At 70.8% G+C, this 24,334-nt stretch carries 21 protein-coding genes and 1 pseudogene; 14 read left to right on the top strand and 8 right to left on the bottom strand.

The features are described from left to right. Positions 1-512 precede the first annotated feature (512 nt). Positions 513-2,645: a WD40 repeat domain-containing serine/threonine protein kinase gene (locus FMEAI12_RS11885; protein WP_235013914.1), complete on the top strand. Its 2,133-nt coding sequence runs from the start codon at positions 513-515 to the stop codon at positions 2,643-2,645. Then, complete coding sequence (locus tag FMEAI12_RS11890; protein ID WP_112106065.1) at positions 2,642-3,130, top strand: MEKHLA domain-containing protein; 489 nt, start codon at positions 2,642-2,644, stop codon at positions 3,128-3,130. The genes FMEAI12_RS11885 and FMEAI12_RS11890 overlap by 4 nt, the downstream gene beginning before the upstream one ends. Here FMEAI12_RS11890 and FMEAI12_RS11895 read toward each other — a convergent pair. Beyond that, on the bottom strand, positions 3,060-3,953 hold the full coding sequence (locus FMEAI12_RS11895; RefSeq protein ID WP_160144265.1) for an effector-associated domain EAD1-containing protein: 894 nt from the start codon (positions 3,951-3,953) through the stop codon (positions 3,060-3,062). The genes FMEAI12_RS11890 and FMEAI12_RS11895 overlap by 71 nt on opposite strands. 120 nt (positions 3,954-4,073) lie before the next feature. Here FMEAI12_RS11895 and FMEAI12_RS11900 point away from each other — a divergent pair, with 120 nt between their 5' ends. Together FMEAI12_RS11900 and FMEAI12_RS11905 are read left to right on the top strand one after the other, a co-directional pair. Then, a complete protein-coding gene (locus FMEAI12_RS11900; RefSeq protein ID WP_112106067.1) occupies positions 4,074-4,454 on the top strand; it encodes a VOC family protein in 381 nt (126 codons plus the stop codon). 113 nt (positions 4,455-4,567) lie between these two features. Then, positions 4,568-5,473 (top strand): Dyp-type peroxidase, encoded by a 906-nt coding sequence (locus tag FMEAI12_RS11905; RefSeq protein ID WP_112106079.1) that lies wholly within the window; start codon positions 4,568-4,570, stop codon positions 5,471-5,473. Positions 5,474-5,506: 33 nt separating this feature from the next. On the opposite strand, the gene FMEAI12_RS11910 is transcribed toward FMEAI12_RS11905, so the two are convergent. Both FMEAI12_RS11910 and FMEAI12_RS11915 read right to left on the bottom strand, forming a co-directional pair. Beyond that, a complete protein-coding gene (locus tag FMEAI12_RS11910) occupies positions 5,507-6,511 on the bottom strand; it encodes a VOC family protein (RefSeq protein WP_112106068.1) in 1,005 nt (334 codons plus the stop codon). Beyond that, complete coding sequence (locus FMEAI12_RS11915; protein ID WP_112106069.1) at positions 6,504-7,760, bottom strand: cytochrome P450; 1,257 nt, start codon at positions 7,758-7,760, stop codon at positions 6,504-6,506. Before FMEAI12_RS11915 ends, FMEAI12_RS11910 begins: the two co-directional genes overlap by 8 nt. Between FMEAI12_RS11915 and FMEAI12_RS39220 the strand changes: the two genes are divergently transcribed. The 5 genes from FMEAI12_RS39220 (at position 7,759) to FMEAI12_RS11935 (ending at position 13,905) form a co-directional block, all read left to right on the top strand. Then, entirely contained in the window at positions 7,759-7,887 is a 129-nt protein-coding gene (locus tag FMEAI12_RS39220) for a hypothetical protein (RefSeq protein ID WP_255565684.1), read from the top strand. The genes FMEAI12_RS11915 and FMEAI12_RS39220 overlap by 2 nt on opposite strands. Before the next feature lie 147 nt (positions 7,888-8,034). Continuing rightward, the gene (locus FMEAI12_RS11920; protein WP_112106080.1) at positions 8,035-8,925 is read left to right on the top strand and encodes a phenylalanine 4-monooxygenase; all 891 of its coding nucleotides are present in this window, start codon (positions 8,035-8,037) and stop codon (positions 8,923-8,925) included. Positions 8,926-8,975: 50 nt separating this feature from the next. Then, positions 8,976-12,407 carry a BTAD domain-containing putative transcriptional regulator gene (locus FMEAI12_RS11925; RefSeq protein WP_200835261.1) on the top strand — a complete coding sequence of 1,144 codons (3,432 nt, stop codon included), beginning with the start codon at positions 8,976-8,978 and terminating at the stop codon, positions 12,405-12,407. Between the two features lie 53 nt (positions 12,408-12,460). Next, positions 12,461-13,108: a hemerythrin domain-containing protein gene (locus FMEAI12_RS11930; protein WP_112106070.1), complete on the top strand. Its 648-nt coding sequence runs from the start codon at positions 12,461-12,463 to the stop codon at positions 13,106-13,108. 128 nt (positions 13,109-13,236) lie between these two features. After that, positions 13,237-13,905, top strand: coding sequence for a DUF4232 domain-containing protein (locus FMEAI12_RS11935; protein ID WP_112106071.1), 669 nt, complete (start codon positions 13,237-13,239; stop codon positions 13,903-13,905). A 260-nt stretch (positions 13,906-14,165) separates the two neighbouring features. Here the strand turns inward: FMEAI12_RS11935 and FMEAI12_RS11940 are convergent, their stop codons facing one another. After that, positions 14,166-14,351 carry an AlpA family transcriptional regulator gene (locus FMEAI12_RS11940; RefSeq protein WP_112106072.1) on the bottom strand — a complete coding sequence of 62 codons (186 nt, stop codon included), beginning with the start codon at positions 14,349-14,351 and terminating at the stop codon, positions 14,166-14,168. A 302-nt stretch (positions 14,352-14,653) separates the two neighbouring features. On the opposite strand from FMEAI12_RS11940, the gene FMEAI12_RS11945 reads away from it, so the two are divergent. Further along, positions 14,654-14,860 (top strand): cold-shock protein, encoded by a 207-nt coding sequence (locus FMEAI12_RS11945; protein WP_018502733.1) that lies wholly within the window; start codon positions 14,654-14,656, stop codon positions 14,858-14,860. 487 nt (positions 14,861-15,347) lie between these two features. On the opposite strand, the gene FMEAI12_RS11950 is transcribed toward FMEAI12_RS11945, so the two are convergent. Continuing rightward, on the bottom strand, positions 15,348-15,890 hold the full coding sequence (locus FMEAI12_RS11950) for an AAA family ATPase (RefSeq protein ID WP_235013916.1): 543 nt from the start codon (positions 15,888-15,890) through the stop codon (positions 15,348-15,350). 190 nt (positions 15,891-16,080) lie between these two features. On the opposite strand from FMEAI12_RS11950, the gene FMEAI12_RS11955 reads away from it, so the two are divergent. After that, on the top strand, positions 16,081-16,713 hold the full coding sequence (locus FMEAI12_RS11955; RefSeq protein WP_112106073.1) for a bifunctional 2-polyprenyl-6-hydroxyphenol methylase/3-demethylubiquinol 3-O-methyltransferase UbiG: 633 nt from the start codon (positions 16,081-16,083) through the stop codon (positions 16,711-16,713). An 82-nt stretch (positions 16,714-16,795) separates the two neighbouring features. On the opposite strand, the gene FMEAI12_RS11960 is transcribed toward FMEAI12_RS11955, so the two are convergent. Further along, positions 16,796-17,941 carry a lipocalin family protein gene (locus tag FMEAI12_RS11960; RefSeq protein ID WP_112106074.1) on the bottom strand — a complete coding sequence of 382 codons (1,146 nt, stop codon included), beginning with the start codon at positions 17,939-17,941 and terminating at the stop codon, positions 16,796-16,798. A 56-nt stretch (positions 17,942-17,997) separates the two neighbouring features. After that, a complete protein-coding gene (locus tag FMEAI12_RS11965) occupies positions 17,998-18,984 on the bottom strand; it encodes a hypothetical protein (protein ID WP_112106075.1) in 987 nt (328 codons plus the stop codon). A 226-nt stretch (positions 18,985-19,210) separates the two neighbouring features. Between FMEAI12_RS11965 and FMEAI12_RS11970 the strand changes: the two genes are divergently transcribed. Further along, entirely contained in the window at positions 19,211-21,001 is a 1,791-nt protein-coding gene (locus FMEAI12_RS11970) for a LuxR C-terminal-related transcriptional regulator (RefSeq protein ID WP_112106076.1), read from the top strand. A 66-nt stretch (positions 21,002-21,067) separates the two neighbouring features. On the opposite strand, the gene FMEAI12_RS11975 is transcribed toward FMEAI12_RS11970, so the two are convergent. Next, positions 21,068-22,597 (bottom strand): MFS transporter, encoded by a 1,530-nt coding sequence (locus FMEAI12_RS11975; protein ID WP_235013917.1) that lies wholly within the window; start codon positions 22,595-22,597, stop codon positions 21,068-21,070. 97 nt (positions 22,598-22,694) lie between these two features. Between FMEAI12_RS11975 and FMEAI12_RS11980 the strand changes: the two genes are divergently transcribed. After that, positions 22,695-23,648 carry a helix-turn-helix transcriptional regulator gene (locus FMEAI12_RS11980; RefSeq protein WP_200835262.1) on the top strand — a complete coding sequence of 318 codons (954 nt, stop codon included), beginning with the start codon at positions 22,695-22,697 and terminating at the stop codon, positions 23,646-23,648. 116 nt (positions 23,649-23,764) lie between these two features. Beyond that, positions 23,765-24,334, top strand: a pseudogene (locus tag FMEAI12_RS11985) (glycoside hydrolase family 1 protein); the annotation flags it as partial.

Raw genomic sequence — 24,334 nt, forward strand, 5'->3', positions numbered from 1 at the left:
CCCCATCACCAGACAACCCAGACCATCGCCCACGTCGTGCGCTGGTCACAGTGACATCACCGAGCCAACACCTACACAATCCACCATCACCAACGAAACGACCAGCCCATATGATCGCAAAAGTACGGTTGCAGCATTAGCCGTCCCGTGTCTGACGATCGTTTCTGCGGTTATGTCGCTGTGAGTGGTGATCGCTAGGCTCGGGGCGTGGGGTCCAGCGAGCAGCCGATCTGGAAGGCTGGGCAGGTAAGGACGGCTGGTCGTCGTCGCGTCCGCCGTCGTCTGACTGTCCATGCGTCAAGGCGGCAAAGCGGTCGTCGCGAGCGAGGTCGGGGCCGACACAGGTAAGCAGCCCGGCGAGCCCAGACGCACCCGCAAGATGGTCGACGCCCCGGACAGCGCCGACTCTCGACCACCCCATGCTGATTAAGCATCATTCCAAAATGGAGGGATTGAAAATCCACCATGGTGAACGGTGAGCATTTTCGTCGACGCATATTCGATCACGCTTCGTGATCGTCGATCGGGAACGGGTGGTTGCGGCGCTACCCGGCTACAAACTGGGTGCCCAGCTGGGCCGGGGTGCATTCGGGCTGGTCGTTGCCGGCTGCCACCGCGAACTGAACCGCGACGTCGCCATCAAAATTCTGTCCGCAGAGGCGGAGCGAACCACGGAGCGTGGCCGCGCCGAGGGTCGGCTGCTGGCAACACTCGACCATCCACACATCGTCCGGGTGTATGACGCCGCCGCCGTCGACGACCTGTACCTGATCGTCATGGAACTCCTCCGCGACGGGACCCTTAGCGAACGCCGCACGGACATGACGACCGAAGGCTTCTGCGCCGTGGGACTGGCAGTGGCGGCCGCCCTTTCTCACGCACACGAGCAGCCAAAAAAAGTCTTACACCGCGACATCAAACCCGGCAACATCATGTTCGACTCGACCGGCCTACTCAAAGTCACCGACTTCGGTATCGCCAAAATCATGGAGGGATCGGCGACCACCACCAGCGCGGTGATGGGCACTCCGCTGTACATGGCACCGGAACAGCTGTTGGGCGGCAAGCTCACCCCGGCGACCGACCTGTATTCCCTCGGGGTGATGATTTATGAGCTACTCGCCGGAGCACCTCCGTTCGCCACAGCCATGACCATCCCGGCACTCATGCACCATCACCTCAATGTTCCCCCGCCGGTACCGGAAGGCGTGCCAGCCCCACTGGTCGACGTGGTGATGCGCGCCTTGGCAAAGGAACCCCGCGACCGGCCCCCTTCGGCCCACGCCTTCGCCCTCGATCTCGCCCGCGCCGCCACCGCCGTTCACGGGCCGGGCTGGACGGACCGCGCCGGCGTCATACTGCATCTCCACAGCGACGTCCGTGCGGCCACCGAGAAGCCCGTCATACACACCGACCCGACCTGGGACATTTCGGTTTCCAGGGCATCGGCCGGGACGGCGGCGATTCCCATTCACTCCGATGACCGCCCGACGGTGGGCGACGAGGAGACCAGTAAACCGGTAAGCCGGCCCTCGACCCGCCGCTGGTTCCTCGGCGCCGCGGCGGCTGTCCCGCTCGCCGTCGCTGGCACGGTCGTGCCGACCGTCGTCGTCCCCGCCTTCAGGAAGGCGGCAGCCGATCCGCCCAGGGCGGACCCCCGGCTGCTGGGACCTCCCCTAACCGGCTACTCCGAGGCGGTATGGTCAGCGACCTTTCCCAGCTACAGAACGGAACGCGCGATCCTGACCACGGCGACCAGGAACGGCATGGTGCGGCTGTGGAATGTCACCGACCCGGCGGCGGCAAGCCTGCTGGGCTCGACCGACACCGACAGCCCCGACTCCGTCGGCACGGTCGCTCTTGCTCCGAACGGGCACCTACTGGCCGCCGTCACCAATAGCTTGCCAAGCGATCGGAACAGTACTGTCAGCCTGTGGCGGATCACCGAGAACGCCCAGGTCGAACTCGCCGGCTCGCTTCCCGGCCTCGTAGAGTTTACATTTCTAGTCGCTTTTCGCCGGGACGGGAGCGTTCTCGTGACCGTGACAGATGACGCCCGGGTACGGCTATGGGATGTCGCCGATCCGGCCGCCGCCCACCTGATCGGGACCATTTCCACCGGCCATACCAATCGAATAGAGTCGGTGGTCTTCAGCCCGGACGACAGGACCATCGCGACGGCCGGCCATGACGACACGGTCCGGCTGTGGGATATCTCCAACCCGGCAGATATTCGCGCTCTGTGCGCCCCCATCAGCGGCCACACCCAATGGGTACAGTCCGTGGACTTCACCTCGGATGGCCATGCCATGGCGATCGGCGGCGGCACCGGCACGGTGCGGCTGTTCGACACCTCCGACCTGACTTCACCCACTCCCTTCGGACCGCCCTTCCGCGCCCACACCGGCTGGGTGCAGTCGGTCTCTTTCTACGACGGCCTGACCCTCATCACCGGTGGCGGTGGCGATGCGATGGTCCGGTTGTGGAACGTGACCGACCTTGCTTCCCCCGTCTCTCTCGGTTCTCCCCTCGCCGGTCACACCGGGGTGGTAATGTCGCTGGCGACCGGATTCATCGGCCCAGGCCGACGCGTCCTCGCCAGTGCCAGTCAGGACCGCACTGTTCGACTGTGGCAGATCGAATGACCCGGATTACCGATCATGAGAGCGGGCCGTACGACGACACGTTCGCCGGCCTGCTGATCGGCAGCTATCCGCGTTTCGTGTACGCGAACATCACCGCGCAACGGCATTTCGAATACACCTGGGACGAGTTCGTGGGCATGCCGTCCCGGCTGTCGGCTCGGGCGGACAGCCGGGACGCGCGCCGTCGGCTCATGGGCAGCGTCCTGCTGCTCGGGTACGCCAGCGATTATCGCGGCGAACGCACCGCCCGGTCCGGACGCCGATTCTGGATCGAGGACACGACGATCTGGAACCTCGTCGACGGGGAGGGCGTGCTCCACGGGCAGGCGGCCCTGAGCCGTCTCGTTCCCGGGTGGCGGGCCGGGCCGGCGCAATGCGAGCCGGATGGCGGACGCGAAACGGGATTTATGCCGGTCAACCGCGCGGGAGCGGCGGGCTGTCCGCGCCGTGCGGTGCCGGTGGTCCTTCGCAGGGCGTGGACGTGAGGTCGTCGGCATGCATCCAGCCGACGCCGGTCCGGCTGTCACCTCGGGAGGGAAGCGCGACGGCGGCCCAGCGGACACCGTCCTGGACGCGCTGTGGCAACTCGACCAGAACGACCCGGTCGCCGGTGTACTTGACCTTGACGTGCCCCTGACCTCCGGCGCTGTCGAACACGTCGGACACTGGCTTCCGTACCAGGGCGCACCGCTTCTTTCCCGCGGCGGAACCCACCGTGTCCGGGTTGTCGCCACCGAAGGCAACCTCGGCGACCAGGACGACCACCACCACACCGACGACGGCGAGGAGCCCGACGACGCCGCCGCGCCCGCGTGACCGGCGTGGTCTCCTTGATCCGGGTGGTTTGAGTGGCCCGAGTGGTCGGTGCGGCGGCGGCGAATTCGTGACGACGTCGTCCGCGCCGGGGGCGGTTTCGGCGCCAGCCCCCTCGCCGGGGGCCGGCGGCTGCGTACCCGGCCGGATGTACCGTGGCGGCTCCGTGGCGGCCGCCGCCGAGCGCAGGACCCCGTTACCGGGATAGTCGTCGAGGGCCTCGGCGAGCAGCCGGTCCCAGCCGTTGACCGTGGCGCCGTCGGTGAGCAGCCTGCCGGCCTCGTACCAGAACTCCCGGGGCGTGTTGCTCCATCGTGGGTGGCGGCTCCGGTCAAGACCGGCCCGCTCCAGAAGCTGGCAGGCCACCGCCGGTTCCGCGTAGATCCTGGCAAGCTCGTCGGCGAGTTCCACGAGCGGCGCCTGGCCGCTGCGCTCGTTGACCACGCGCCCAGAATGGCAGCACGCCGTGCTGGCATCGTCGGCGGTGCAGGGCATCTTCGCCGGTTTTCCGCGCCCGGTTCCGGGGTCGCGGGTGGAACGGCCCTGACCTGGCCAACCGCGCCCGGCCGCGGCGCGAGGGCCGAAACTGTCGTAGGCCGTGGCTACGGTGTGCCCATGTTTGATCACGTTGGTGTCCAGGTCGGTGACGTCGAGGCCTCCCTCGCCCTCTATCTCGCGGTGTTCGCCCCGCTCGGGATGCGCGAGGCGATGCGCATCCCGCTCGAGGGGTCCGCCGTCGTCGGGCTCGCCGGTCCTGACGGGGTGCCCGCCTTCTGGCTCAGCCCTGCGGCGCGTGCCGAGGCACGGGAGCTGCACCTGGCGTTCCATGCGGCTGACCGGCAGGCCGTCGACGCCGTCCACGAGGCCGCGCTCGGCGCGGGCGTCGAGGTGCTTCACGCGCCACGCGAGTGGCCGGAGTATCACCCCGGCTACTACGCGGTGTTCCTCCGCGATCTCGACGGCCACAACATCGAGGCCGTCCATCACGGAGGTTGATGGGCTCACCGGTCCTCGGCACCTCCGGGGCCGGTCGGCTGTCTCCCCCACTGGCGGAGTCGACGAGGATGGGGCGTGCGGCCATGGGGCCGCGGACGGGAAAGGCTGGGTTGGTGACGCAGACGGGAATCTTCGGGCTCGGCACGCCGGAGCACTGCTACCTCGAGTTCGACCTTCGTGACGGCGCGTCAGCCGCGGAGCTGGTGAAGGCGGTCGCGGCGCTGACCGGCCCGCTGTCGACCGGCGGCGGGGTCAACCTCGTCGTGGGCTTCCGCCCGGAGCTGTGGGCGCTCGTCGAGCCCGATGGAATGCCACCGGGGGTTCACAGCTTCACCGAGCCGGTCGTGGGCATCGAGGGGTTCCAGATGCCCACCACCCAGCATGACGCGTGGGTCTGGGTCGCGGGAGGTGACCGCACCGCCGTCTTCAACAACACGCGGGATGTCGTCGCCGCGCTGGCCACGATCGCGACGGTCGCCAGTGAGGTCACCGGCTGGCTGTACGAGCACGACCGTGATCTCACGGGGTTCATCGACGGGACGGAGAACCCGTCACTGCTCGAGGCGGCCGGCGTGGCCGTGGTGGCGGAGGGCGCGGGCGCCGGCAGCAGTGTCGTCCTGGTCCAGCAGTGGCGGCACGACTCCGACAGCTTCCAGGAGCTCCCCGTCGAGGAGCAGGAGCGGGTGATCGGCCGCACCAAGGCCGACAGCGTCGAGCTCGACGAGGACGTGATGCCGCCGACCTCGCACGTCTCCCGGACGGTCGTCGAGGAGGACGGCGCCGAGCTGAAGATCTTCCGCCGGAACACCGCCTTCGGCACGGTCACCGACCACGGCACCATGTTCGTCGGTTTCAGCAGCGAGCAACGACGCCTGGAGATCATGCTGCGGCGGATGGCCGGCGGCGACGACGGCCTGCGCGACGCGCTCACCCGCTACACGACGCCCGTCACCGGCGCCTACTACTTCATCCCGGCGGTGCCGTCCCTGGCGAGGTACGCGCCCGAGGAGGACGGCTGACCGAACTCCCGGCAGCCCGACCGGGCCGGCGGCTCAGCCGTTCGGCCAGGCCGGGTGCCAGGCGGGGCCGGCGTGCTCCGCCGCCAGGTGCCGCCCGTGGGGATAGGTCACCAGCTCGGCGTAGAGGCCGAACGGCGCGAGGCAGTGGATGGTGTACGCCTCGTCGCCGGCCTCGAACAGGTACGCCGGCTTCTTCCGGCCGAGAATGTGGACGTCACGCGTGGTCAGCCATTCGAAGGCGGCGTCGATGTCGTCGACGTAGAACGCCAGGTGCCACCCGCCGATGTCGAACATCGCCGGCCAGCTCTGGTTCTGCCCCGGGTACGGCGGGCATTCGATGATCTCGACCGCCAGGTGCGGCGAGCGCAGGGAGCGCGCCCGGGTCGGCCTGGCCCGGGCATCGACGTTGGCGAACGCGCGCAGCCCGCCCTCGGGGCCGCCCCGCGGCCAGGGCGAGAGGTCCGCTCCCCGCTCGAAACCGAGGACGCCCTCGAAAAAGGCGCTCGCCTCGTCGAGGTCGGCGACGGTGATGTGCATCCGCTCGAAGCCGCGGAACCCGGGCAGCGCCCCGGGGCCCGGAGGCCAGGCCGGAGCCGGAGCCGGCGAGGCGACAACCTCGAAGTGGAAGCCCCACGAGGTCATCCACCTGCCGGCACCGAGCTCGTAGAGCTCCTTGCCGCGCAGGTAGTCGGTGGCCGCGTCGACGTCCGCGACCGCGACCACCAGGCCCCAGCCGCCGATGTCGAGCAGGTCGGGCCACAGCGGCCGCTGGCGCGGCGTACTCACCTGGAACAGCTCGATGTTGAGGAACGGGCTGCGCAGCACGCGGACGTGGTGGACGACGGAACGGACGTCGGCGTTCGCGATGACCCGCATGAACGGGCCGCGGCGGCCCTCGAACGGGCCCATCGTGTACAGCGTCTGGCATCCGAGGACGTCCGCGAAGAACGCGGTCGCCTCGTCGAGGTCGGCGACGGTGATGTTCAGGTGCTCGATGCCGCGCGAGGTCGGCAGGCCCGCGCGGGGCGGGCTAGCCATGGGCGCCGAGCCGGGGACCGGGGGCGAAGGTGACCGGAACGGCGACCGGCGCCCGGTTCACGGTCGGATGGAAGTGGATCTCGGCGCCGTCCTGCAGCCGGAGGTCGTGGAGCCTGCCGAGCAGCTCCTCGAGGGCGATGCGCAGGTTCATCCGGGCCAGGTTGGAGCCAACGCAGCGGTGGGGCCCCACTCCGAAGGCCATGTGCCGGTTGATCTTCCGGTCGAGGTCGAACTCGTCGGAGGCGGGGAACTCGTCCTCGTCCCGGTTCGCCGAGGCCCAGTAGATGATGACCTTCTCGCCCTGCCTGATCTGATGGCCGTCGATCTCGGTGTCGTGCATGGCGGTGCGGGTGATCTGGACGAACGGGCCGTCCAGGCGTAACAGTTCCTCGACCGCCTGTGGCAGCAGGTCGGGGTTCGCACGCAGCGCGGCCGGGATCTCCGGCTGGCGGCAGAACCGGAGCATGATCTGCCCGAGCGCGCCGGCCGTCGTCTCCAGCCCGCCGAGGATCAGCAGCTGCACCGTGCCGATGATCTCCTCATGCGTGATCGGCCGGCCCTGGATCTCGGCGTTGAGAACGGCGTCGACGACGTCGCCGCGCGGTGGCTCACGCCGCCGCTGGTCGAGAAAGCCGTTGATCCACTCGGACAGGCCACGCCAGCACGCCGCCGCGTCAGGATCCTTCGGGGCGCCGGACTTCGAGGCCAGATAGGCGACCCGCTCGATCTGGTCGGCGGGTGCGCCGATCGCGACGTCGAAGAAGGAAAGAGCCGGGTAGGGCCGGGCGAACTCGGCCATGAAGTCGCACTCGCCGCGCTCGACGAAACCGTCGATCAGACGGTTCACCAACGCCCTGGTCCGCGGCTCCCACGGCAGCACGGCCTTCGGCGTGAAGTAGGCGTTGATCAACCGCTTGAACTCACGTTGCAGCGGTGGGTCGATCTCCACCGGCAGGTTCCGCGTCGCGATCGGGCTGGGCGGAACCGTCAGCCCGAACGCCGAGGAGAAGGTCTCCCATTCCTGGGCAACCCGCAGGACGTGGTCATACCTGGTGACGACCCAGTAACCGCCATACCGGTCACTGCGGGTAACCGGACATAACGATCGCATCCGCGTCAGGGCCGGGTACAGGTTGTCGACGAGTTCCTGCGACAGGTGATCGAACTGGTTCCGGCACCAGTCGTCATCGATCGTTTCGCCGGGTGGTCCGGCGCGCTCCCCGCTTACCGCTGCCGAGTCATACGACATGGAATCTCCCCACCGGTACCGGTACGCGGCGATCGCGCTCGAAGATTACGTCGTCGGTGCCGAGCGGTCCAGAGTGACCGGGGCGGCCGCCGCCCCCGCGACGGCCGCGGTCGCGCCCGGAACGTGACGTACGTGCCGCCCGACCGGCGCCTGCCGCCCGCCCGATATGTGTGCTCACCGCCCCGGCCGGGGCCACACCGCGCGGTGTGGTTGCGACCCCGCGGAGCGGGTGGTGTCCTGGGCCGTGGGTACTACCCCGGCGGAGGAGGTGGCCGTGTTCGAGGAGACGCAGTATTTCGCCCCTGTCGTCGAAAAGGCGGACGGGCAGGTCGAAGTCCGCCTGGCCAGCTCCCATCCGGGTGCGGCCGACCGCGAATACCAGGCCCGGCGCAACCAGATCGCCCAGCTCGCCCTGCGGTGGAGACCAGGACAGCCCGTTCCACGGGTGGCGTACACCGAGGCCGAGCACGCGCTCTGGCGGCTGGTCACCGGTGAGCTGGCGCTGGCCTACCGCGGCTGTGCCTGCGCCGAGTTCCTGCGCGGCGCGGCGCGGCTGGGCCTGCCCGCCGACCGGATCCCGCAGCTGGACGAGGTGAGCGGGCCGCTGAGCGAGCTGACCGGTTTCCGTTACGTTCCCGCGGCCGGGCTCGTCGGGCTGCGGGAGTTCTACGGCTCGCTCGCCGACGGCGTCTTCCACGCCACCCAGTACCTGCGGCACCACACGGTGCCCTTCTACACACCGGAACCCGACGTCGTCCACGAGGTCGTCGGGCACGCGAACGCGCTCGCCAGCGACCGGTTCGCCGCGTTGTACCGGGCGGCCGGCGCGGCGGCCCGCCGCGCCGAGTCGGCCGACACGCTGCAGTTCATCTCCAAGGTCTTCTGGTTCACGCTGGAATTCGGCACGGTCTACGAGGACGGCGAGCTCAAGGCCTACGGCGCCGGAATCCTTTCCTCGTACGGAGAAATGGCGGAGTTCCGCTCCGTGAACGTCCGCCCGCTGGACGTCACGGCCATGGGAACCACCGACTACGACATCACGAGATACCAGCCGGTGTTGTACTCGGCCGAATCCTTCGGCCAGATCGAGGACGTCGTCGGCGGCTTCTTCGCCGGCTGTGACGACACGTTGATCTCGGGGCTTCGCGCGGCCGCGGTCGACTGACCGGCCCATCACGCCACGGGCGCACTCGCACCGGCCCTACTATCGGGCCCGTGCGAATTCAGGTCCTCGGACCGGTCGAGGTGCTCCTGGGCGGTGCGCCACTCGACCTCGGCCCACCGAAACAGCGCGCGCTGCTCGCCCTTCTCCTGGCGGCCGGCGACACCGTCATCCCGGTCGAGACGATCATCGAGCGGCTGTGGGACGGCCAGCCGCCGGCCAGCGCGACGGCGAGCCTGCAGGTGTACGTCTCGAACCTGCGCCGTCTGCTCGAGCCGGAGCGGGACCCCCGGGCGCGGGCGACCGTGCTGGTGACCCAGGCGCCGGGGTACGTGCTGCGCACCGGCGCGGCGGAGGTCGACGCCCGGCAGTTCGTCGCGGCGCTCGGCGCGGCCCGCGGCTCGCTGGAGGCCGGGCGACCGGCCGAGGCGCTGCCCGCCCTCGACGCCGCCCTGGCGCTGTGGCGCGGTGACGCCTACGCCGACGTGCGGGACGCGTCCTGGATCAGGCCGGAAGCCGGACGTCTCGAGGAGCTGCGGCAGAGCGCCGTCGAGGACCGCGCGCGGGCGCTCGTCGAGCTGGGGCGGCACGACGAGGCCGCCGCCGATCTGGAGGCCCTCACGGCGCGTCACCCGCTTCGCGAGCGGGCCTGGGGGCTGTTCGCCCTCGCGATCTACCGGTGTGGCCGGCCGGCGGAGGCGCTGGCCGCGCTGCGGGCGGCCCGCGCCCACCTGGCCGAGGAGCTGGGCGTCGACCCCGGGCCGGAGCTCGCCGCCCTGGAACTCGCCATCCTGCGTCACGACCCCGCGCTGGCCTGGACCGGTGGCGCCCACGAGCCGCCCGCGGCGCAGCCGGCCGCGGCGCAGCCGGCCGTGTCTCCGACGACGGGGCTGGACGGCCCGCGGCCCGTGCTCCCCGACGTGTCCCCCGCCGGGGCCGGGGCCCCTGAGCCGTCCGGCCCGTTCGTGGGCCGCGACGAGGCCCTGGCGGCGCTGCTCGCGGCGATCCCGGCGCCGGCCCGGCGCGGGCGCGTGGTGCTGGTCGACGGCGAGCCGGGTGTCGGCAAGACGCGGCTCGTTGCGGAGCTGGGCCGCCGGTGCGGCCGGTTGACGGCCTGGGGAGCGTGCCCCGAGCACGAGGTGGCGCCGGCCCTGTGGCCCTGGGAGCAGAGCCTGCGCGCGGTGGCCGCCGCGCGGCCGGACGTCCCGGTGCCGCCCGGCGTGGCCGCGCTCATCGACCAGCGGGCGCAGGAGCCCGGCGGGTACGACGCGGCCGGAGCCCGGCTGCGGCTGTACGAGGGAGTCGCCGGCTACCTCGCGGCGGCCGCGCCGTTGGTCATCGTCCTCGACGATCTGCACTGGGCGGACGTCTCCTCGCTGCGGCTGCTGGCCCACGTCGGCGGGGCGGCGCCGCGGGGCGTGATGGTGATCGGCACGTTCCGCACCCACGAGGCCGGCGCGCTGGCGGACACCCGCGCCGCGCTGGCCAGGTCCGGCTGCGAGCGGCTCCGCCTCGACGGGCTGGACGACGCCGCCGTCCGCGAGCTGATGCGGGCCACCACCGGCACGGACCCGGGACCCGAGACGGCGAGCGCCCTGCGCTCCCGTACCGCGGGCAACCCGTTCTTCATCGGTGAGCTCGTCCGCCTGCGCGGGCCCGGCCGACGCGGCCTGGCGGGGCCCGGCGCCGCCGGGCCGGCCACGGACCGGGGCGCGGAGCAGGACAGGGCGCAGGGCGCGCTGCCCGATCACGTCCGCGATGTGCTGTCCCGGCGGGTCGCGCGCCTGCCGGAGCCCGCCGCCGCGCTGCTCGCCACGGCGGCGGTGGCCGGCGGCGAGTTCGACGCGGACGTGGTCGCCCAGGTCGCCGGGCACACCTTCGAGACATCCCTCGACCTGCTCGACGCCGCGCTCGCCGCCGGGCTCATCACCGAGGCCGGCGACCGGCTGGGCCGGTTCCGGTTCTCCCACTCGCTGGTCCGCGAGGCGCTCGACGCCGGCCACTCCCGGCTGCGCCGCGCGCACCTGCACCGCCGGTACGGCGAGGTCACCGCCGAGCGGTACGCCGGACGTCCCGAGCGGGCCGGCGAGGTCGCGCGGCACTGGCTGGCCGCCGCCGAGCTCGGCGCCGAGACGGCCCGTGCCGCGACGGAGCACGCCGCCCGCGCGGCGCGCGCGGCGGCCGACCGGCTCGCGCCCGAGGACGCGGCCGGCTACTGGCAGGAGGCGCTGGCCGCGGCCGAGCTGGCGGGCGCAGACCGCGGCACCCGGCTGGAGCTCCTCCTCGGCCTGGTCAGCGCCCGGTACGCGGCGGGCCAGCTCAACGACGGGCTCGACGTGGTGGACCGGGCCCTCGACGAGGCCGGCGACGATCCGCACCTGATCGTCCGGGTCGCCGAGGCCGCGATGGGTGGCTCGCCGTGGTTCCCGTTCCCCTACGGCACCGACCGCGGCCGACTGCACCGCGCGCTCGAGCGGGCGCTCGGCGGGCTGCCGGCCGCCGGCCGCGACCGGGCGCTGGCCGTCGGCTGCCTCGCGGTGCTCGAATCCCACGTCGGACGGATGGCCGAGGCCGAGCGGGCCGGCGCACTGGCCGTGGCCGCGGCGCGGGACGTCGCCGACGACCCTGCGCTGCTGCCGCGGGTCCTGCACCTGCGCAGCCTCACCGTGACCGGGGTCGACTACGCCGAGCACCGGCACGCCTGCGCGCGAGAGCTGGCGTCCCTGCCGTCGACACCACCGGAGCTGCTGGTCGGCGCCCACCTCACCCTCGTCGACAACCTGGTCCGCTTCGGCCACGTCGCGCGGGCACGGGTCGCGCTGGACGAAGCGGACACGATGATCACCCGGCTCGGCTCGCCGACCCTCGCCTACCAGGCGGCGATCATGCGGGCGGCGCTGCTGGCCTTCTCGGGCGAGCTCGAGGAGTCCGCGGACGTGGCGACCGCCGCCGTCGGGCGCCTCGGGCTGGCCGCGCAGAACGGGGTCGAGAGCTCGTTCGTCGCGAACGTCATCGACCGGGCCCTCCAGGCCGGCACGCTGGCCCGGCTGGCCGACACGCTGGCCCGCTCGCTGGCCTCCACCGGCATCGAGGCCCTGCGCGGGTCGCTGGCGCTGGCCCTCGCCGCCGCCGGGCTCCCCGAGGCGGGCCGCGCCGCGCTCGCCGAGATGCGGCTGCCGCCGCGCGACTACACCTGGCTCAGCGCGGTCGTCATGCGGCTGAACGCCGCGGTGGCCCTCGGCGTGCTGGACACCGTCGAGGAGGACATCGCCCACCTGCGGCCGCACTCGGGCGAGCTGGCGAGCCTGGGCACCTGCACAGCGGTCGTCGGGGCCGTCGACAGCCACCTGGGCGAGGCCTACCTGGCGCTCGGCGACCACATGGCCGCCCGGGAGCACCTGACCGCGGCCCTCGCCCTGCTCGAGGCGAACGACTCCCCCTACTGGACGGCAAGAGCGCACCAAGCGCTTGCCAAGTGCCCGTAAAGCGGCAACCGCCACGCTGAGTCCCATCCGAAGGAAAAAGGGAGGGAACCTCGATGGCCCGCGCACTGATCATGGATGACCTGGCCGGTTTCGTCATCGCGCACGCCGGGATGCGCCGGGAGTTCGGCCGGCTGGCCCGGGTCGCCCGTGCCCCGCGGGACGCCGAGCACGCCGCGCTGATCGAGGAGCAGATCGCGCTGACCACCGGCGTCCTGCACAGCCATCATGCCGGCGAGGACCGGGACCTCTGGCCGCTGCTGCGCCTGCGCGCGCCGGAGGCGGCCGGCGAGCTCGACGCTCTCGCCGCCGAGCACGAGTCGGTCGACCCGCTGCTGGCCGCGGCCGCCGACACCGCCGTCGCGCTCACCGAGCGGGCTCAGGTTCTCGAGGCGCTGCACGACCTGATCAACGTGCACCTGGACCACGAGGACACGGTCGTCCTCCCGCTGATGCTCGACCATCTGACCCTGGCCGAGATGGAGGAGATCGGCCGGCAGGCACTCGCCGAGATCGGCCGGCGGCGCGCGCCCGCGGTCTTCGGGTGGTACTCGAGCGGCGCGCACAAGGAGCTGCGTACGGCCGCCCTCGCGACCGTTCCGCCCATCCCGCGCTTTCTGTTCAACCGCTTCTGGTGGCCGTCCTACCAGCGTCGCTTCGAGCTCCTCTACGGCGCCGACGAGCACGCTCTGCTGAGCGTCTGATCCGGCCGGGCCGGGCCGGGCCCGGCCGGGCACGGCGCACGATGTCGGCGTCGCGACCCTGGACCGACGCCGTCTGTCCGCGCGTGAGACGGTGCCGGCGCGGGGCCCTCGATCGTCATGGAGGACGCGTGCGACGGCCGTCAGGTGTGGTGCACCGCAGGTGGACGATCGGTCTCGTGCTGGTCGCGGCCGTCCTTCCCGCGTCGTGCGGCGATTCGGCCGGCACGACGGCGGGCTCCCCCGCGATCTCACCCGGCACCAGGGTCTCGCCCGGGGCCGCGGTCTCGCCCGGCGGGTCGGTCGGATCGGGCGAGTCCGGCGCGGCTGCCGGAGCCGATCCGCGGGACGGCGCGGAGCCGTCCCCGGCGGTCGCGCGGTGCACGGCGGCGGGACTCGCCGCGTCACTGGACGCGGCACCCGCGGAAGGCACAGGCCAGCAACAGCTTCACGTGATCTTCGCCAACCGTTCCGCGGCCGGCTGCGCCCTGTACGGACACCCCGGCGCGCAGCTGCGGTCGGCGACCGGAGACACCTGGGACCTCGTGCGGTCCACCCTCGTCAATCCCACGCGGGTCGTCCTGGCGCCCGGCGAGCGGGCACACGCGACGCTGGCCTACCTGCCGACCGACCCCGGCGACGGCACCGGCAACCCTGTCTTCGCTCCGGTCACCCTCGTCCTGACCCCTCCGGACGAGCGGGACTCGCTGTCGGTCCCGTGGACGCGCGGACCCGTCCTGCGGCAGGACGGCGCCACGCACCCCGGCACGTACATCTCCGCGTTCGAACCGGGCGCCTGAAGCCTTCCCAGGTGGACGCCGCTGCCCCTCGGGCACGCGGCCCGCGTTTTTCACGTTTCAAGGCTTGGCTTCAAGGCTTGGTTGTCATCTGGTGTTGTCAGCTGGTGCTGTCAGCTGGTAACGACTTATCCGTCCTGCGCGGATTCAGCCGAACGCGATCCTCTGACCCATCTGAGCCGGGTTGGCGTGTGTCGACGTCGCGGTGTGCCGTGTAGCCCTCGTGTGGCCCGTGTTCGGGGGCGATAACGGTGCCGGGACGGTCACTCCGCGGTCCGGCCCTCCAGGAGCCAGGCCTCGACGTCGCCGGCCCGCCACAGGTCGAAAAAGGGCACGGACCGGATCGGCTCGGGAAAATCATCACGAGCGCACAGCCGCCGGGCACGATCCGCCGAGATGCCCAGCCGACGGGCGATGTCCGCGGTACTCCACAGGTCATCGGCTGTCACAACAGCATGCTACGCGTATGCCCCACAGGCGCGGTGACTGTCATCCGGGCGTGCGCGGGTCCGACGCCCACCCGGTCGCATCCGGCCACGCACGGAGCACACGACCCGCCGGCCGCTTCCTGTCCACGATCGACCGCAGGCGACACACTCGCGATCAAGGTGTACGGTGGATCCGTTGCTCTTCTATTTGGGTGCCGCCGGTCACCTTCAGGATGGCATCACCGGTGATCAGAAGTTGGAGATCACCGCGCAGATTCGGGACACCACGTGGGTGTACCGCAGCAAGCGAGCGAGGAGCGACCGTGTCAGAAGGTACTGTCAAGTGGTTCAACGCCGAGAAGGGCTTCGGCTTCATCTCAGTGGACGGCGGAGGGCCCGACGTCTTCGCCCACTTCTCGTCCATCGTGGGTGACGGCTACAAGTCGCTCGAAGAGGGGCAGCGCGTCTCCTTCGACATCGAGCAGGGGCAGAAGGGGCCGCAGGCCGCCAAGGTGCAGCCCCTCAGCTAGCACAAGTAGATAGAAGCCAGCTCGTCTTGGGGCTAGAACCTCAGTTTTTGCAGGGGTCCGACAAGCCCGATCGCGTAGCTGCGTGGCAACCGGCCCACGTCGCCATCGAGATCATTTCAAGACTTGAACGTATTCACCCTGCTGTCCGTGAAGTGCGGTTTTCGGACGCGGGGGCGCGCGAGGATTCGTGCGTTTGACATAGTTGGTGGGCATACCCAACAGTCCGGCGGTACCTCTGACTTGGGCAGACAGTTCACGTACAGACCGCGGGAACTACTGCGCGGGGACTACTGCCGCCGATCGCCAGCGGTCGGTTCGGGAGTAGGTCGGTCGATCATGGGCCGACGCGGCCGCGCCCGTGTACCCGCGGGGCTGTTGTGATCAAATATGTCGCTGACTCCTGAAGACTGAGCCCCTGGGACCCACAAGGTCCCAGGGGCTCAGTCTGTTTCGTCCCAGAAGCCAGGTCTGTTTCGGGATTCAGGTCTCATCGTGCAGTCCGGTCGAGGGGCGCCGGTGGCAGTGCGGCGACCCAGCGGCGGACCTCCCGGCGGCTGCGCAGCCGGACCAGCTCCTTCCCGCCGTTGAGCGGATCCGCGAAGCGGGCGCCGTAGCGCGTCCGGTACTCACCATGCTTGCGCCACCCCCAGCGGATCGGATGCGAGGCCCGCGGCAGCTCACGCCAGCGTTCCCGGTTGCCGTTCCACAGCGTGGTCCGGCACACGATCCGGCGGGCCGTCCTCGTCACGACCTGCCATTCGACCAGCCAGCGCGGCAGGTCCAACCAGACGACCGTGTCCGCCCGGGCCCACAGGAGCTCGCGCACGGCCGCGTAGTTGCCGTCGACGATCCAGCCGGGGGCGCCGGTGATCTCGTCGACGTCGGTCCGGAAGGCGGGGCGGGGCACCCAGCCCGGGCCGTGGTACAGCGCGTCGAGCTCGACGTGTGGCACTTTCAGGCGTTCCGCCATGTTTCGGGCGAGTGTCGACTTCCCGGCCCCGGACGCCCCCACCACCAGTACCCTGCGCACAGCGATGATCTTAATCCGGCCCTGGACCGGCGCGCGGTCGCCTGGGCAGCTGCGGCCAGCGGGTGCTCCCGGGGCAAGCGCCGTAGTCTGGGTGGACGCCAGGAGCGATGGATGGGTTATCCACAGTGACCATCGTCGCCGTCCCAGGCGCACAAGCACCGCTCCCGAACACCGAGGAGGACCGCTGCGCATGGCCATCGCGAACGGTCCGGACGGCGTGCCCATTCCGCTGCGGCCGCGACATCCGGCTGACTTCGACGCGTTCTACCAGGGGACACCGCCCTGGGACATCGGCCGCCCCCAGCCTGCGTTCGAGGCCCTCGCCGAGGCGGGGCTGATCCGCGGCCGGGTGCTCGACGTGGGCTGCGGCACCGGGGAACACGCTCTGATGGCCGCCGGTCGCGGCCTGGAGGCCACCGGCGTCGACACCGCCGCGGCAGCCATCGCCCGTGCCGATGCCAAAGCGGCCGACCGGGGCATCTCGGCTCGGTTCCTGGTCTGGGACGCGCTGGAGCTGGTCGCCCTCGACGAGAGGTTCGACACGGTGCTCGACTGCGGCCTGTTCCACGTCTTCACCGACGACGACCGCGCCCGTTTCATCGCGACCCTCGGGGCCACGATCGCCAGCGGCGGCCGCTATTTCATGCTCTGCTTCAATGATCAGGTTCCCGGGGAGACCGGACCACGCCGGGTCAGCCAGCACGAGATCCGAGCCGGTTTCACCGACGGCTGGCGGGTCGACTCCGTCGAACCGGCCGAGATCGAGATCACCATCGGGCCGAGCGCGATCCCGTCCTGGCTGGCCACCATCACCCGGCTCTGAGCACCGGTCGTCTCGGCCCGGAATCAAGGATGTCGCCACCGCCGCTTCTGCGACGGTGGCGACATCGTCTCTCTGGGTGTGATCAGAGGTTGAGCGCGTCCAGGATTCCCTGCCACACAGATCCGCGGGTCGGAAGCGTGATGGACGGAGTCAGCTCGGCGTACGCCTTACCGGTGATGTTCGCACCGTTTATGGTGCCGGTCACGGTCGAGGTGCCCTCCCAGTACGAACCCTGCGGAACAAGCGGGTTGTACAGCTCCTGGTCGGCGAGCCGGGGTGTGATCGTCAACGATCCACCAGGAACGTTGATCGACCATTTCTGTTGGTAGGTGATGCCTGTGTGTGGGCTCGTCCAGCTACCCAGCGGCGTCGAGGAGATGGTGCCGGGGGCGAGGTTCGTGGTGGTGCCGTTGGCGTTCACCCGGGTGCCGACCGTCTCAACAAGCTGGTTGTTGGCATTGTGGATGAAGTAGAGCATGTACTGCGTGTTGTCGTCGAGCTGGATGCTGAACCACTCCCAGCCTCCCGGACCAGCAGTGAAGTCACCCCACTGGTGGTCCTGCCAGGCGGTGCCGGTGACGTTCACGGGCACACCGTGGTCCAGGAGCGTTCCGCTCGCCTTGAGGTTCGTCTGGGAGTAGTAGCCGGACTGACCGAACGGCCCGTAGGGAATGACTCCGGCATTCCCGTGCAGCGCCGCCGGCTGTGTCTGACGGAGGGTGAGGTTGATGCCCGCGTAGCTGAGGTCCGCGAAGCCGCCCGAAAGATGGTTGACGCCGTTCTTGCCATCCATGTGGTACAGGCCGACGGTGTTGTTGAAGCCACCACCGGCCGGAACGACGTCAGGCAGGAGTGCGTAGGTCGCCTCGTCCTGCTTGAATGCCTGGTGGGTGATGTCGCTGATCGCGAGATGCCCGTTCCAGATCGCTGTTACCGGCTCGGTCCCCAGCGCATCCATACGGATCATGGTCATCTCGAACCCATACTCATGGGATTTCCCGAAGATGTCCTTGCCCTGCAGGTGCCCGGTGAAGTACCACCACTCCATCGATGCGTCACGGTGCGGCGCCTCGTCGCCCGGCAGGGAAACCGGCCCCAGCGTGACGGCGGACGCGCCGGGCGCACCCACGGCGAGCAGGAGAAGTGACGAGGCAGCGGCGACGAATCCCACCAGCAGCGGACTTCGGCGCCGTCTCCCGTTGCGTAAGCGGTCAGGGATGAATCTCATTCTGCGGTCTCCTTTGGGGTGCGATCGTGGACGGTGTGGACTGGGGCATCGATGGATCATTCCGGCGCGCCGTCGAGCATGCCGCGGAATCCACCGGGTTCGTAGGATCCGATGACGAGCTGCTCCAGCACGCCGAGTCCGATTCGGTCACCCCAGACCGCGCGTACGACCTGCTGAACGTGCACACAGTCGGGAGCAATGGTGTCCAGTTCCGCCACCTTGAAGGTCTCGCCACCCACGGCCAGTTCGTCGTGCCATCGGCCGTGTCCCCATGTGGGGTGCAGGTAGCCGACGCCCTTCATCCGGAAGGTCTGCAGCGGCTCCAGCTCCACGGTCTCGCCCGGGGCGAGGAGCAGTGACGCTCCGGCGGAGCGCTCCAGCCAGGGCTGCCCCGCCTCGTTCTCCATCACCACGTAGTGCAGGCACTCATCGGCGAAGTTCAGCGGCGCCCACAGGAAGAACACCTGCGGCAGAGCGGTACGCGGTGCGGCGGGCGTACGTTCACCCACACCACGAATTCCCCAGGAGCGGTCCTTCGTGCCGTAGGTCCCGTCGTTCACCCGGATGTCCTGGCCGCCGGATGCGAGCTGACCGGTCCAGGTCACCATCTGGGTGGCCCGGGTGGAGTCGGTGCGAAGCTCGGTCCCGTCATACTGCGTGGCCCGCGGCTCCTCGTGAGCCGGCGTACGGGCGGTGGCGGTGAGGTCGGCGACCAGCCCGTGTTCCGCGGCGTCGACCAGGATGCGGTTGACCCGAAGCGGCTCGACGATCTCCACCGAGATCGGGCCGATGCTCGTCCGGGTCCGGTCCAACGGGATGCGCCCCGACGCGAACACCGACCGCTGCACCCCGTCGTGAACCACGCTGAAGGCGGCGTCGATAATCCCACGACTGGGATAGAGACCGAACGCGAGCGCGAAATACATCTGCTCGTCGTAGCCGTTGAACCAGAACCGGTCGTAGTGATCGGGATGGCCACCGCCCGCGTGCGCGACAGGCAGTGCGGTCTGGTGAACCGGATAGTCGTCAAACGGCGTGAGCATGTAGTCCCTTTCAGCGTACGCGGGCTCGCGCCGTCAGATCGGCAGAACCGGTAGACCGGCGGCCCGCTCCTGCCAATCCCCCACCGGTGTGCCCGTGGTGGTGTGCCGGAACAGCATCGATGCCTGACCGCCGGGAATCCTCAGCGGAACTACGCAGGCGGGTACGGGGACCGTCCGTACTACGTAGCGCCTTGACGACCCCCACCGCGGCGGCCAAAGATGATCCATGCCCGCGCCAACGCCGCTGCGGCCCCTGAACGAGCTGCGGTCCCTGAACGAGCTGATGCCGGCAGAACGAACAAGCTTCGTCGGACGACGGACCGAATGCGCGGACCTCAGACGGCTACTCGGCGATGTTCGGCTGGTCACGGTGACGGGTGTCGGCGGAGTGGGCAAGACCCGGCTGGCGTTACGCACCGCGGCCGAAGCCCGGCGGGCGTACCCGGGCGGAGCCTGGTTCATCGAGCTGGCCCAACTACGCGACCCACGCCTGCTCGGGCACACCGTCGCCGCCACTCTCGGATGCCCGCCGAGGGGAGCCGACCAGCTTCTGGCGACGCTGACCGATCACATCGCGTCGAGACGCATTCTGCTGTTACTGGACAACTGCGAGCATCTGGTGGACGCCTGCGCCGAGCTGACCGACATCCTGCTGGGCGCCTGCCCCAATCTGCACGTCCTGGCGACGAGTCGGGAGTCGCTGCGGGTCGCCGGTGAGACGGTCTACATGGTCTCTCCGTTCCCGGTACCCGACGGGCACGACGCGCGCCGGCACGCCGCCTCCGACGCGACGACACTGTTCCGCGAGCGGGCACGCTCGGTCCGCCCGGACTTCGAGCTCACCGAGGACAACCGGGCCGCGGTCGGCGAGATCTGCCGCCGGCTGGACGGGATCCCCCTCGCCATCGAGCTCGCCGCGGTCAAGACCCGGGCGCTACCGCCCGCCGAAATCCTGGCCCGTCTCAGCGAGAACACGGAGATCCTGCGCCATGACGGCCGGCGCGTCGCCGATCGTCAGCGCACACTGCGTACCTGCGTCGACCGGAGCTTCGATCTCTGCACGCCGCAGGAGCGGCTCCTGTGGACCCATCTGTCGGTGTTCGCCGGCGGTTTCGAGCTCGACGCCGCCGAGGGGATATGTGGGGACGAGCGTTTCGCCGAGCCCCTGCTGGATCTGATCTTCTCCCTGGTCGACAAGTCAATTCTCACGTACGAACCCGGCGCGGAACGCGGCCGTTTCCTCCTGTTGGAGATGCTGCGGCAGTACGGGCAGGAGAAGCTCGAGGAAAGCGGCGGGTGGCAGGCGATGCGACGCCGGCACCGTGACTGGTACGCCGATCTCGCCGCGCGGGCCGACCAGGAGTGGACCGGGCCCGGGCAGCAGTCGTGGCTCAGCCTCGAGCAGGCGCTGGCCCAGTTCCGCCGTGACGGTGACCTCAACCGCGAGCAGGAGACCCTGGCTCTGCTCACCCTGGCGGCGGCGCTCACCAGCCGGCCCGACCATCTGGGCTTCGCGCTGTGCCTGGAGACGCTGGCCTGGATCGAGACCAGCCTCGGTGAGTGCGCCACAGCCGCCGTCCTGCTCGGCGCGGCGGACCGGCTCTGGGAGCGGATGGGCACCTCGACCGTCGCGCTGCCCGCCCTGTTCAGGTTCCGCCGGCGCTGTGAGGCCAGGTCCCGCAAGGCGCTCGGCAGGCGGTCCTTCGACGCCGCCTGGACGCAGGGCGCCGCCCTCTCCTCCGAGGACGCCTGCGCCCGCGCGACGAAGGGGTCGTACTCCGCCTCGCCGGCCGGCGCCGCCGGGCGGGATCCGGGCTGTCGGTTGACGAAACGGGAACGCCAGGTCGCGGACCTGGTCGCGCGGGGGCTGAGCAACAAGGAGATCGCGGCGGCCCTGGTGATCTCCCCCCGCACGGCCGAGACGCACGTCCAGCAGATACTGAACAAGCTCGGGTTCACCTCCCGCTCCCGGATCGCGGCCTGGATCGCCGACCAGCCGGCCGGGGCCACCGGATAGACCGGCAGGCCCACCCGGCCACGGGGCGGGCGGGCCACGCGCGGGCCGGCTGGGGACGGCCGCGGGTTAGACGCCGGTCGGCACTGTGGGAGCGGCCACGATCACCTGATCCGCACGATCCGGATCGACGTCGTGTGCCTGGACGGGAACGACCACTCTCAGCTGCCGCCCGCGACGCCGGGCGAGCAGGAGGGCACTCGCCGCCGCGACGAACGCGACCGCCGCGAGCGCCCAGCCGGTGCTGTACTCCGCGTCGCGGGTCGAGCCGCCGTCGGCGGCGGTGGTCAGGAACACCGTGCCGACCGTGGCGATGCCGATGACCTGGCCGAGCTGCATCAGGGTCAGCAGCAGGCCGCTGGCGTCGGCCGCGTCCTCGACCGGGACGTGTTCGAGCGTCACCGAGATGATGATCGACATCACGCCGAGTCCCAGGCCGATCAGCGCGGTGAGGATCTCGTAGCGCGCGCCGCCGCCGGCCAGCGGCCCGAGGAACAGATACGAGACGGCGGCGAACACCAGCCCGACCGGGATCAGGTTCGCGTGCCAGCTGGACGGCAGGCGCTGCCAGCTCAGCCCGACCGCGGCGAACGCGACGACGCACGGGACGAACGCCAGCCCGGAGCGCAGCGGACTCATCCCCAGGTCGCCCTGCAGGTGCAGGGTGGTGGTGAACAGGAACCCGGCCCACGACGCCGGCCCGAGCAGCAGCGTGCCGGCGGCGGGCAGCAACCCGGGCGCGCGCAGCACCCGTCCCGAGATCAGCGGACGTCGCCCGCGGGCCGCGACCCACCGTTCCACCAGGACGAAGACCACGAACAGGACGACACTCGCCGCCAGCGACACGGCCGTCCAGGCCGGCCAGCCCAGCTCGTGACCGAGGATCAGCGGCATCACGAAGAGCAGCACCGCCGCGCTGAGGACGAGCAGGCCGGGAATGTCGAGGTCGACCCCCGCGCGCCCCTCGTCCGAGGGCATGACCCGCCGGCCGACGACGAGCAGCAGCACCCCGATCGGCACGTTCACCAGGAAGACGGTCCGCCAGCCGGCGTCGAACAGGTTCGCGCTGACGAGCAGCCCGCCGGCGGCCTGGCCGACGACGACACCGCCCGCGATCACCGCGGAGAAGTAGCCGAGCGCCCGCATCCGCGCGGCACCGGCGAAATTGCGCTGGATCAGGCTCATGACCTGGGGGGTCATCAGCGCGGCGCTGACCCCCTGCAGGAACCGGAAGGCGATCAGTGAGGACGTCCCGGGTGCCAGGCCGCAGGCCAGCGAGGCCACGGTGAACCCGGCGAGCCCGGCGTTGAACACGCGCCGGTGCCCGAACATGCCGCCCAGCCGCGCACCGGTGATCAGCAGAACCGCGTAGGAGAGGACGTAGCCGGCGACGATCAGCTGTAGCCCGGCGCCGGAGACGTCCAGATCCGTCCGCAACGTCGGCAGCGCCACGTTGACGATGCTGACGTCCAGGATGGCCATGAACTGGCCGAGGAGGATGACGGCCAGCAGGGCTCCGCCGGCCGCCGGGCGCTCAGTGGCGGGATGTGGTGCCCGCGTCCGAGAGGTGTGTGCTGCTTCGACCATGAGCCTCAGCATGAGGCGGTCCGGATACTGGTAACGAGAGCCTGTCGATACTGGTACTCGCAGCACCTGGCACCGGCGCCACCCAGCGGACAAGCTGGTGGCCGTGACGATGACGCAGTCCCATGCCCTTCCGGCCGCGGCGGTCCGCAACGTACGCCCGGCGCCGGCGGGCTCGACGACGGCCGGCCCGCGGGCGACGGCCGGCCCGCGGGACGGGCGGCGCCGGCCGGAGCTGGCCTCGTTCCTGCGCAGTCGGCGGGAGCGCATCACCCCCGACGAGGTCGGCATGCCGCCGGGGCCCCGCCGCCGCACGCCGGGCCTGCGCCGGGAGGAGGTCGCCCAGCTCGCGGGCGTGGGCGTCACCTGGTACACCTGGCTGGAGCAGGGCCGTCCGATCAACGCCAGCCCGCAGGTGCTGGACGCGGTGGCGCGCACGCTGCGGCTCGACGCCGCCGAGCGCGAGCACCTCTACCGCCTGGCCGACACGCCCGGGCCGCAGCCCGCCACCGACGAGGCGCCGGCTCTGCCGCGGGACATGCGCACCATCCTCGACAGCCTGGACCCGCTGCCCGCGTGCCTGGTCAACGCGCGTTCCGATGTGCTGAGCTGGAACGCCGCCTACGCCGCGCTGTTCCCCATCCTCGTGAACGCCCCCGCCGCCGCGCGGAACTCGATCTGGTTCGCGTTCACGACCCCGCGCTGCTGCAACCCGCTGGTGAACCTGGACGAGCAGGCACCCGAACATGTCGCGATCTTCCGGTACCGGTACAGCCAGCACATGGGAGACCCGGGCTGGCAGGAGTTCGTCCAGCGGCTGTGCGCGGCGAGCGCCGAGTTCGCCCGGCTGTGGGCGACGCACGACGTGGCCCCGCCGCGGCCCTGCGACAAGGTGTTCCACTATCCGGCGGTCGGGGACATCGCGACCCGCTCCACGAACCTGGACCTCACAGCCCTGCCCGGCACCCGGATGGTCATCTACACCCCGGTCGACGACGAGAGCCGGGCCAACATCGCCTGGCTCCGCGACCACCCCGAGGCGACTGTCCCGGACCACCAGCACTGATCCCGCCCGCCGCACCGCCCGCCGGCCACGGCCCGGCAGGAGGGCGGGCGGCGCTCCTCAGGCGGCGGCGAGGGCGGCGGGCGCGGGGCGCAGCGTCGCGCCCGTATCGGCGTCGAACAGGTGACGTCGCCGCCGACCACCTGCACCGCTACCGCGAGGACGTCGCCCTCATGGCCGGCCTCGGCCTGGGCGCGTACCGGTTCTCGGTCGCCTGGCCGAGGATCGTCCCGGCCGGGTCGGGGGCCGTGAACCCCGACGGGCTGGCCTTCTACGACCGGCTCGTCGACGAGCTCCTCGCCGCCGGGATCGACCCGTGGCTGACGCTCTACCACTGGGATCTGCCACAGCCGCTGCAGGACGCCGGCGGCTGGCCGAACCGCGACACGGCGCTGCGCTTCGCCGACTACACCGAGCACGTCGTCAGCGCACTCGGCGACCGGGTCCGGCACTGGTCGACCCTGAACGAGCCCTGGTGCTCGGCCTTCGAGGGACACCTGACCGGGCGGCACGCCCCCGGGGTGCGGGACGCCGGGGCCGCCGTCCGGGCCGTCCACCACCTGCTGCTGGCCCACGGTCTCGGCACGGCCGTGCTGCGGGCGCACGGCGCGGCGGACGTCGGCATCACCCTCAACCTGATTCCGGCGGAACCGCCGCCGGACGCCGCCGGGGCGGGCGACACCCGGGGG

It is taken from the genome of Parafrankia sp. Ea1.12, from assembly GCF_900465275.1.
Lineage (GTDB): Bacteria > Actinomycetota > Actinomycetes > Frankiales > Frankiaceae > Parafrankia > Parafrankia soli.

Coding starts and splice junctions, on each gene's coding strand:
- FMEAI12_RS11895 (WP_160144265.1), bottom strand. CDS start 3,953: ATGCCCTGCACCGCCGACGATGCCAGCACGGCGTGCTGCCATTCTGGG.
- FMEAI12_RS11915 (WP_112106069.1), bottom strand. CDS start 7,760: ATGTCGTATGACTCGGCAGCGGTAAGCGGGGAGCGCGCCGGACCACCC.
- FMEAI12_RS11890 (WP_112106065.1), top strand. CDS start 2,642: ATGACCCGGATTACCGATCATGAGAGCGGGCCGTACGACGACACGTTC.
- FMEAI12_RS11960 (WP_112106074.1), bottom strand. CDS start 17,941: ATGAGATTCATCCCTGACCGCTTACGCAACGGGAGACGGCGCCGAAGT.
- FMEAI12_RS11910 (WP_112106068.1), bottom strand. CDS start 6,511: ATGGCTAGCCCGCCCCGCGCGGGCCTGCCGACCTCGCGCGGCATCGAG.
- FMEAI12_RS11975 (WP_235013917.1), bottom strand. CDS start 22,597: ATGCTGAGGCTCATGGTCGAAGCAGCACACACCTCTCGGACGCGGGCA.
- FMEAI12_RS39220 (WP_255565684.1), top strand. CDS start 7,759: ATGGAATCTCCCCACCGGTACCGGTACGCGGCGATCGCGCTCGAAGAT.
- FMEAI12_RS11955 (WP_112106073.1), top strand. CDS start 16,081: ATGGCCATCGCGAACGGTCCGGACGGCGTGCCCATTCCGCTGCGGCCG.
- FMEAI12_RS11900 (WP_112106067.1), top strand. CDS start 4,074: ATGTTTGATCACGTTGGTGTCCAGGTCGGTGACGTCGAGGCCTCCCTC.
- FMEAI12_RS11980 (WP_200835262.1), top strand. CDS start 22,695: ATGACGCAGTCCCATGCCCTTCCGGCCGCGGCGGTCCGCAACGTACGC.
- FMEAI12_RS11930 (WP_112106070.1), top strand. CDS start 12,461: ATGGCCCGCGCACTGATCATGGATGACCTGGCCGGTTTCGTCATCGCG.
- FMEAI12_RS11965 (WP_112106075.1), bottom strand. CDS start 18,984: ATGCTCACGCCGTTTGACGACTATCCGGTTCACCAGACCGCACTGCCT.
- FMEAI12_RS11970 (WP_112106076.1), top strand. CDS start 19,211: ATGCCCGCGCCAACGCCGCTGCGGCCCCTGAACGAGCTGCGGTCCCTG.